10 protein-coding genes are annotated in these 7895 nt (G+C 64.5%); 5 read left to right on the top strand and 5 right to left on the bottom strand.

The window, feature by feature from the left end; all coding sequences use genetic code 11:
• The 3 genes from V6M37_RS00920 to V6M37_RS00910 all read left to right on the top strand — a co-directional run.
• The coding region (locus V6M37_RS00920; protein WP_332670138.1) for a hypothetical protein at nt 1–219 on the top strand (219 nt) is incomplete at its 5' end.
• A complete protein-coding gene (locus V6M37_RS00915) occupies nt 201–1364 on the top strand; it encodes a UbiH/UbiF family hydroxylase (protein WP_332670136.1) in 1164 nt (387 codons plus the stop codon). The genes V6M37_RS00920 and V6M37_RS00915, both read left to right, overlap by 19 nt.
• A gap of 15 nt (nt 1365–1379) precedes the next feature.
• Complete coding sequence (locus tag V6M37_RS00910; RefSeq protein ID WP_332670134.1) at nt 1380–2102, top strand: DsbC family protein; 723 nt, start codon at nt 1380–1382, stop codon at nt 2100–2102.
• A 47-nt stretch (nt 2103–2149) separates the two neighbouring features.
• Here the strand turns inward: V6M37_RS00910 and mltA are convergent, their stop codons facing one another.
• Nucleotides 2150–3409, bottom strand: a complete 1260-nt coding sequence (gene mltA, locus V6M37_RS00905) for a murein transglycosylase A (protein WP_442880965.1) — start codon at nt 3407–3409, stop codon at nt 2150–2152.
• Nucleotides 3410–3588: 179 nt separating this feature from the next.
• Between mltA and V6M37_RS00900 the strand changes: the two genes are divergently transcribed.
• Nucleotides 3589–4449, top strand: a complete 861-nt coding sequence (locus V6M37_RS00900) for an ATP-binding protein (protein WP_332670130.1) — start codon at nt 3589–3591, stop codon at nt 4447–4449.
• 10 nt (nt 4450–4459) lie between these two features.
• On the top strand, nt 4460–5404 hold the full coding sequence (locus V6M37_RS00895; protein ID WP_332670128.1) for a Nudix family hydrolase: 945 nt from the start codon (nt 4460–4462) through the stop codon (nt 5402–5404).
• Here V6M37_RS00895 and yacG read toward each other — a convergent pair.
• From yacG to V6M37_RS00875, 4 genes are all read right to left on the bottom strand, one after another.
• Nucleotides 5392–5586: a DNA gyrase inhibitor YacG gene (yacG, locus tag V6M37_RS00890; protein ID WP_332670125.1), complete on the bottom strand. Its 195-nt coding sequence runs from the start codon at nt 5584–5586 to the stop codon at nt 5392–5394. The genes V6M37_RS00895 and yacG overlap by 13 nt on opposite strands.
• 16 nt (nt 5587–5602) lie before the next feature.
• A complete protein-coding gene (gene zapD, locus V6M37_RS00885; protein ID WP_332670123.1) occupies nt 5603–6358 on the bottom strand; it encodes a cell division protein ZapD in 756 nt (251 codons plus the stop codon).
• Nucleotides 6359–6486: 128 nt separating this feature from the next.
• Complete coding sequence (coaE, locus tag V6M37_RS00880; RefSeq protein ID WP_332670121.1) at nt 6487–7104, bottom strand: dephospho-CoA kinase; 618 nt, start codon at nt 7102–7104, stop codon at nt 6487–6489.
• Nucleotides 7101–7865: an SPOR domain-containing protein gene (locus V6M37_RS00875; protein ID WP_332670120.1), complete on the bottom strand. Its 765-nt coding sequence runs from the start codon at nt 7863–7865 to the stop codon at nt 7101–7103. The genes coaE and V6M37_RS00875 overlap by 4 nt, the downstream gene beginning before the upstream one ends.
• Nucleotides 7866–7895: the final 30 nt, after the last annotated feature.

Below are 7895 nucleotides of genomic sequence, written 5' to 3'. Positions count from 1 at the left end.
AACAGGACCGTGAAACAAGACCGCGCCGATGATAGTGCCCAGCCGGGTGTGAAAGTAGGTCATCGTCAGACTACCCAATCCAAAAAGCCGCTTCTCGAAAATCGAGAAGCGGCTTTTTACGTTTACCCTAAAACGAGCCGCCGTGACTTGGGTGAGTGCTTGGGGCAGAATTCCTGTTCTTCCCTGGGTAACGGAATCGAATGGATTTTGATCTGCTGATTGTCGGCGGAGGACTTGCAGGCGCGAGCCTGGCTGTGGCGTTGCGGGGAAGCCGTTGGCGAATCGCAGTCGTCGAGGTGAGGCCGCAAACGCCCGTTTCAGGCTGGGATTCGCGAATCTATGCAATCAGCCCGGTCAACGTCGAGTTTCTTCGGGAAATCGGTGTATGGGAGCACCTCGATGCTTCTCGCATTGCGCCGGTGAACCGGATGTCGATACGAGGTGATGCGGGGGGTAATCTCGAGTTTTCGGCGTACGAGAGCGGGCTTTCCGAGCTTGCCTGGGTCGTTGAGTCGGGCCGGGTGCAGCGCGAGTTATGGGAGACGTTGCGCAGGCAGCACAACGTGACATTGCTGACCGGAAATGCGCCGATCGCCCTTTCGATCGACGATTCAGCGGCTACCGTCGATTTTGAAAACGGGAAAAAAGTTCGCGTCCGTCTCGTCGTCGGTGCAGACGGAGTGAACTCATGGGTCCGAGATCGGGCCGCGATTCAAGCTCGCGTCGTGCCGTACGACGAGGTCGGGGTCATCGCGAACTTCCGTACGGAGCGGGAACATCGCAATGTCGCGCATCAATGGTTCAGACGTGACGGAATCCTGGCGTTGCTTCCGCTGCCCGGGAAAACGGTGTCGATGGTCTGGTCGGCGCCGAATGCTCATGCCGCCGATTTGCTTCGATTGGATGCGAATCTGCTCTGCCGGCGCGTCGAGGATGCCGCTGAACGGGTGGTCGGGCGGATGGAGCTCGAGACCCCCGCGGCCGGCTTCCCTCTCAAGCTGATGCGAGTCGATACGACGGTGAAATCGAGAGTTGCGCTGGTAGGCGACGCGGCGCATGCAATCCACCCTTTGTCCGGGCATGGAATCAATCTCGGCTTTCAGGATGCGAAGGCGCTTGCCGATTTGCTCCGGACGTTGCCGGCGTGGCGGGATCCGGGCGAGATTTCGACGCTCAGGGCTTACGCACGCGGTCGTGCCGAGGAGCCTTTCCTGATTCAATACACCACTCACGGCCTGAACCGCCTATTCGGTTCGGATAGTTCGTTGCTCTCGGTGCTCCGCAATGTCGGAATGAACCTCACCGGCAGTCTGCCTGTCGTACGCAACGCTTTGATACGCTACGCGGTCAGCGGACGTTTTTGATTTCTGGAGATATCGATGTTCTCGCAAGCACTTCGTTTGGCGTCCGTCGCCGCATTCTTGACTGTCGCTACGATAGGGGGGGCCCATGCGGACGAGGCCAGCGTTCGGAAGGCCGTCGAAGGATTCATCGGCTCGCCGGCCGTCGAGTCCGTGGCGAAGACTCCTTACGGTGGGCTCTATGAGATCGTCCTGAAGAGCGGCGAGCTTGTTTACACCGACGAGAAGGCGAGCTTTCTCATCGACGGGCGAATCATCGATACGAAGACGCGGCGCGATGTCACCCAGGCACGAATGACTCAACTCTCGGCAATCGATTTCTCGACGCTGCCGCTCGAGCAGGCGATCAAACAGGTCCGCGGCAGCGGCAAACGTGTGCTCGTGTCATTCGAGGACCCGAATTGCGGATACTGCAAGCGACTCGGCAAGGAACTGACGCAATTGAAGGACGTCACGATCTACACATTCCTGTATCCGATTCTGAGTCCGGACTCGACCGAGAAATCGCGCAACATCTGGTGTGCAAAGGACAAGGCGAAGACATGGAGCGACTGGATACTGGACGCAAAAGTGCCGGCGGCCGCGAATTGCGACAGCTCGGTCGTGGACCGCAATATCGCGCTTGGACAGAAGCTCAGGATCAACGGCACTCCGACGCTCTTCCTTGCCGACGGTCGCCGCCTGGGTGGATATATGCCGGCCGCCGAACTCGAGCAGGCGCTCTCCGAAGTCGCGAAATAATCCGCGTTGTTGCCGCTCCCCGCCTGTCGCGTTCCGAGCGGGTTCCCTTAGTGCGGCGCCTCGCCAGCGGGAAGCAGTACCCACATCTGTCCTTGCTGGCGCATCTTTCCGGCCATCGCGCCGGCCTCGGGGCCGAAACCCCAGAATAGATCGGCACGAACGGCACCTTTGATTGCGCCGCCCGTGTCCTGCGCGAGCATCAGCCGGCAAAGAGGACGCTCGGACATCGGCCAGGTCGTCGCGAGAAAAACCGGCGCGCCGAGCGGGATGGTGCGCGGGTCGACCGCAATGCTCCGTTCTTCGGACAACGGAACGCCGAGGGCGCCGACGGGGCCTCCCGGGCTCGGCGGCAATTCCCGGAAGAACACGTAGCTCGGGTTCGCGTGAAGCAATTCGGACAGGCGCCGGGGATTCTCCCGCGCCCAGTTCCTGATGCCCTCCATCGAAGCCTTTTCGACCGGGAGTTCCCCTTGCGCGATGAGCCAGCGTCCGATCGATTGGTAAGGATGGCCGTTCTGGTCGGCGTAACCGATGCGGACTCGCGATCCGTCCGGCAGTTCGACGCGCCCCGACCCCTGCACTTGCAGGAAGAACAGGTCGATCGGGTCGGCGGCCCAGAGGAGCGTCGGAGCGGGCGATTCCGGCATGCGGTCGAGTTCGGCGCGGGTCCAGTACGGTACGACTTTGTTGCCGACAATCCGTCCCCGAAGGCGCAGGTTGCGCGTTTCGGGATAGAGATCGCCGAAGTCGATCGTGAGCATGTCGCGCGGCACGCCGTGGACCGGCCAGGGGTACCGTTCAGAGCGGGTGCGGCTGCCCTTGATCAGAGGCTCGTAATAACCCGTGATGAGCCCGTCGCGGCTCCCGTTCGCATTCACGACCGCCCAGGGTTGGAAGCGCGCCTCGATGAACTTGCGGACGACGGGGGTGGCGGGCTTGTCGCCCAGTGCCTTTGCCGCGTCGCACGGCGTCTGCCAACGCGGCTGCCGGGCGAAAGCCTTGCAGGATTCGAGCAACGCAGGCCATGCGCGCGCGTGATCGTCCTCCGTCCAGCCGGGTAGATCGCTCCAGGCTGCGGGCTGCAAAGGCTCGGCGGGTCGGGGCGGGACGGGTTCGGCAGAGGGGGAGGCAGGGCAAACTGGGCAAGCCGCGCAGGACTTTGCGGGTGGGCAGACTCGTTCTGGTGAAGGTTGCCCACCGGGCTCGATCGCAGGTGCTGAGACGCGGCTCGCGCAACCCGCGAGAAATCCGAGGGCGCCGGCGCACAGCAGAAAACGCATTCGGTAAGCCGTGGTGTGCCGTTTCATCAGGGGGATCGGATAGACTCGGAGGTCGGACCGGCGAGTATACCCGGCTGTGATCGGGTTCCTGCGGGAGAACGGGATGTGGGTGATTTTTCTGGAAGCAGGCGTCGCGGTCGCGTTGTTGTTCATCATCGTCTGGGCAACGTGGCCGAAGCGCGGTGGCATGGCGGGAAAAGACAAGGATGAATGATGTAGCGAATCTGCTCGCGCGGGCCGAGTGCCTGATCGAGCGAATCGAAGGCTTGCTGCCGGCTCCTGCCGCCGCTCCGGACTGGACTTCGGCAAATGCGTTCTTCTGGCGGCGAAGGCACGGAAGCGGCGTCCTGCTGCCCGTCACTCGCCCTCATTCGATCCGGCTCGCGGATCTGTGCGACGTCGAGCAGCAGAAGGCCCGGATCGACCAGAACACGCGACAGTTCCTTGCGGGGCGACGCGCGAACAACGTGCTGCTCACTGGCGCGCGCGGGACCGGCAAATCGTCGCTGGTGAAGGCTCTGCTCAACGAATACGCGGATCGCGGACTGCGCCTGATCGAGGTCGACAAGGAGGACTTGAAGGACCTGCCGGAGATCGTCGAACTCGTCGCCGCGCGGCCCGAGCGTTTCATCCTGTTCTGCGACGACCTGTCCTTCGAGGAGACCGAGCCCGCCTACAAGGCGTTGAAGAGCGTGCTGGACGGGTCCATTGCGGCCGTGCCCGACAATGTCCTGATCTACGCGACGTCGAATCGCCGGCATCTCATGCCCGAGTATCACGACGAAAATCTTCTGGCGCGGCACGTCGATGGTGAAGTGCATCCGGGCGAGGCGGTCGAGGAGAAAATCTCGCTGTCGGAACGCTTCGGCCTATGGGTTTCGTTCTACCCGTTCAGCCAGGACGAGTATCTGACCATCGTGTCGCACTGGCTGAAGGAGTTCGGACTGGACGCGGCGGCGATTGCCGACGCGCGTCAGGAGGCGTTGCAATGGGCGCTGATGCGCGGGTCGCGTTCGGGGCGCGTCGCGTGGCAGTTCGCGCGCGACCATGCGGGGCGCTGCGAGTGACGAGATGTCGATGACGAAGCGGGTTGAAGTCGCAGCGGGCGTGATCACGCGGACGGATGGCAAGTTTCTGCTCGGTCAGCGGGCGGGGGACACGTTCTATCCTGGGTACTGGGAGTTTCCTGGCGGCAAAGTCGAGCCCGGCGAGTCGGCCGCCGCGGCGTTGATCCGCGAACTGGACGAGGAACTGGGGATCCGCGTGCGAAAGATCCGTCCCTGGCTGACGCGCGAGCACCGCTACGAACACGCCCACGTCCGCCTGCATTTTTTCGACGTCGCCGAATGGGACGGCGAAGTCGTCGATCACGTCCACAGCGCCTTGTCGTGGGAGCCGATCGAGAATCCTTCGGTCGCGCCGATGCTCCCGGCGAACGGACCGATCCTGAAAGCGTTGCGGTTGCCTCGTCTGATGGCGATCACCCAGGCGGCGGAGATCGGTGTCGAACGCCAGCTCCATCTCCTCGACGTCGCGCTCGCCGAAGGCTTGCGGCTGATCCAGATCCGGGAGCCGTCGATGGCCGGCGCCGAATTCGCGTCGTTCGCCTCGGAGGTGGTGCAGCGGGCCCGGTCACACGGCGCGCTCGTCGTGCTCAACGGGTCCTTGGACCTCGCACGCGCGATCGGCGCGGATGGCGTCCATCTTCGGTCGGCCGAGCTCGCGCGCCTCGAAGTGCGTCCGCCATTCGTGTGGGTGGGCGCTTCGTGCCATGAGCGACGCGAACTCGAGCGGGCGGCGATGCTCGGGCTCGATTACGCGCTGCTAGGCGCGGTGAAGCCGACCGCGACCCACCCGGGTCAGCCTTCGCTCGGCTGGGGTGGGTTCGGAAGGCTGTTCGGCGATTTGCCGATGCCGGTGTTCGCGCTCGGAGGTGTGGCGCGCGCGGACATGACCACTGCCCGGGACATCGGCGCGCACGGCATTGCGGGGATTCGTGGGATCTGGCCTCAGTCGTCGTGACGATTGTCGGTCGACAGGTCGTCGGGACGCCCACCGTCGGGGACGCGATAGTCTTCCGCCGCCCAGGCGCCGAGATCGATTTGCTTGCAGCGTTCGGAGCAAAACGGCCTGAACCGGCTCTCTGGAGTCCATTTCACCTTCGCGCCGCATTGCGGGCAGTTCACCGTACGTATCTTGGTCATCGGATGACGTTCGCCGTTACAGACTGCAAAAGGTGATCTCGAAGGGCACGTCGCGCTCCACCTGCCGCGGCCTGATCACCGTCTCGGACAGCATGAAGCGGACGTTCAGCGCGTATTTGTTCGCGCTGATTTCCGGCACGACGGCCTCTGTCGGGGCCAGCCGCAACCGCAGCATTTGCGCGCTGCGGCCGCTCATCGTCAGCTGGAAGGTTCCGCCGCGTGCGACCTGCATTTCGGGCCGCCCGCTCGCGCGCAGCAGGCGCAATACGATCGCCAGGCCTTCGCGGATCGGAATCATCGGGCGGATCCAGCCTTCGAGGTCCTCCCGGCGCTGATCCGGCTCGCGGTTCAGCCAGAAGTGGTACGAAGGCAGGTCGAACTGGCAGACGCCGCCCGGGATCGACGCGCGGCTTCGAATTGCCATCAGCCATTCGTTTTCCCGCAGGTACTGGCCGATCTTCCCGGCCATCGCGAGCAGCGACGACGACGCCTGTTCGATCTCGTAGAGCGCGCCCGACAGCGCCTGTTCGGAAATTTCAGGGTTGTTGCGGAACGAAAGGAGGATTTGACGCTGCCGCTCGAGTTCCTGAACGAGATCGACTTTGAGATCCGCCCGCCCCGCCACCTCGAGCGCTTCGAACAGCGTCAGCAGCGCCGTATGGTGGTCCTGGGGCGCGTCTCCACGGGAAAAATGGGCGATCTTGCTGTACAGATCCTCCAGGCGCAGGAGCGTACGGATGCGCTCATTCAGAGGATATTCGTAGCTAATCACCGCATTGCGCCCGAAAAATGGCGATCTCCTGTGTGGGTGCGCGGATGATAGCACAGGGCAAAATGCCCGAATCCCCAGGGGGCTACATTCGACGCACGACGGCTTCCCGAGCGCCTCTTCACGGCGAATCAGGCCCGTTTCGACGCGGCTTCGAGGTATTTTTCGTGCAACCGGTTCACTTGCGCGTGCAAGGTGGCGAGGCTCGTGCTGTTGTCGATGACGTCGTCGGCGGCGGCGAGCCGTTCGTCCCGGCTGACCTGAGCCGCGATGATCGTCCTGACTCGCGCTTCTTCCAGCCCGTTGCGCAGCATTACGCGCGAGACCTGCATTTCGACCGGGCAGTCGACGACGCAAATCCGGTCGCAGCGCTCGCGGTAGGACTTCGATTCGATCAGCAGCGGGACGCCGAGAACGACGTAGGGACTGTCGGCCGCGCCGATCAGACGTTCGCATTCGTCGCGGATGGCCGGGTGCAGGATCGCTTCGAGCCGGCGACGGGCGTCCGGGTCCGAGAAGGCGAGTTCGCGCATGACGACGCGATCGAGCGCGCCCTCGGGCGTGATCACGGCTTCGCCGAACGCTGCGCGGATCGGCCCGATCGCCAGGCCGCCTGGCGCAGTCAGTCGATGTGCGACGGCGTCGGTGTCGATGACGGTGGCACCGAGGGCGGCGAAGCGGTCGGCGGCAGCGCTCTTGCCGCTGCCGATGCCCCCGGTGAGGCCGATAATGTAGGGACGGAGGGTCATGGTGTGCATTCGCTTCGGGTTGCGCCGGCGCGGGCCCCTGCCCGCGATTTTTCCAGCGTTGCGAGCGCGGCGGCGGGACCGCGCAACTCGATTCTATAGACGGTTGCGGTTCGGGGCGCGACCCCCGCCTCGCGGACGCCCTTGTTGCGCAGGAAGGCGAAATGCTGCTGCGCCTTCGCCTCGGTCTTGAAGAGCCCCAGCGACACCGCGAACCGGTTCGGGCCAGGTTCCTGGACGATGAAATATTCGGTGATGCCGAGCGCGCGCAAACCCTCGATCCTGCGTTCGGCCCCTTCGCGCCCGCCTTCCGCGGGAATCCGCACCCACCACCCGGTCGGCGTGCTGGTCGTGCTGCGGCGGACACCGAGGTCGGGCTGTGTCGACTGCAGCGAGGCGATCAGTGCGTCTGCCTGGGACTCGGCGAGGCCGGAATAGGCGACGCAGGCCTGCGGCGGTGGTTCGGGTGCGCGGGAGGGGGACGTGTCGGCCGGAAGGGCCGCCGCGTCCGGCGCGGCGCGATCCGGCTGGCCAGGTTCTTGGGCGGCTGCGGGTGAGGGGGAAGGTGGGGGAGCGGGCAGGGCCGCCTGCGTTTGCGCGGGCGCCCCCGGCTCCTCCGGCGCGCCGAGCGCGATGCGCTGCGGGTTCAGCTGATTGCTGAGCCGTTCGGGTTCGCCCCGCGACGATGGCGTGCCGAGCCAGCCCTGCGCGGACGCGAGCGCGAGCAGGTTCAGCAGTACGAGAACCACGAACAGCAGACGCATCGCGCGAACCGTTCCGCTTTCGCCGCCGGG

Source organism: Aromatoleum sp., assembly GCF_036675785.1.
Classification (GTDB): domain Bacteria; phylum Pseudomonadota; class Gammaproteobacteria; order Burkholderiales; family Rhodocyclaceae; genus Aromatoleum.
This window is presented reverse-complemented; position numbering and strand designations above follow the sequence as displayed.

What these genes read in the sequence shown, in the direction of transcription:
- coaE (WP_332670121.1), bottom strand. Translation starts at nt 7,104, where the DNA reads ATGACCCTCCGTCCCTACATTATCGGCCTCACCGGGGGCATCGGCAGC.
- V6M37_RS00915 (WP_332670136.1), top strand. Translation starts at nt 201, where the DNA reads ATGGATTTTGATCTGCTGATTGTCGGCGGAGGACTTGCAGGCGCGAGC.
- V6M37_RS00895 (WP_332670128.1), top strand. Translation starts at nt 4,460, where the DNA reads ATGACGAAGCGGGTTGAAGTCGCAGCGGGCGTGATCACGCGGACGGAT.
- V6M37_RS00910 (WP_332670134.1), top strand. Translation starts at nt 1,380, where the DNA reads ATGTTCTCGCAAGCACTTCGTTTGGCGTCCGTCGCCGCATTCTTGACT.
- yacG (WP_332670125.1), bottom strand. Translation starts at nt 5,586, where the DNA reads ATGACCAAGATACGTACGGTGAACTGCCCGCAATGCGGCGCGAAGGTG.
- V6M37_RS00875 (WP_332670120.1), bottom strand. Translation starts at nt 7,865, where the DNA reads ATGCGTCTGCTGTTCGTGGTTCTCGTACTGCTGAACCTGCTCGCGCTC.
- mltA (WP_442880965.1), bottom strand. Translation starts at nt 3,409, where the DNA reads ATGAAACGGCACACCACGGCTTACCGAATGCGTTTTCTGCTGTGCGCC.
- V6M37_RS00900 (WP_332670130.1), top strand. Translation starts at nt 3,589, where the DNA reads ATGAATGATGTAGCGAATCTGCTCGCGCGGGCCGAGTGCCTGATCGAG.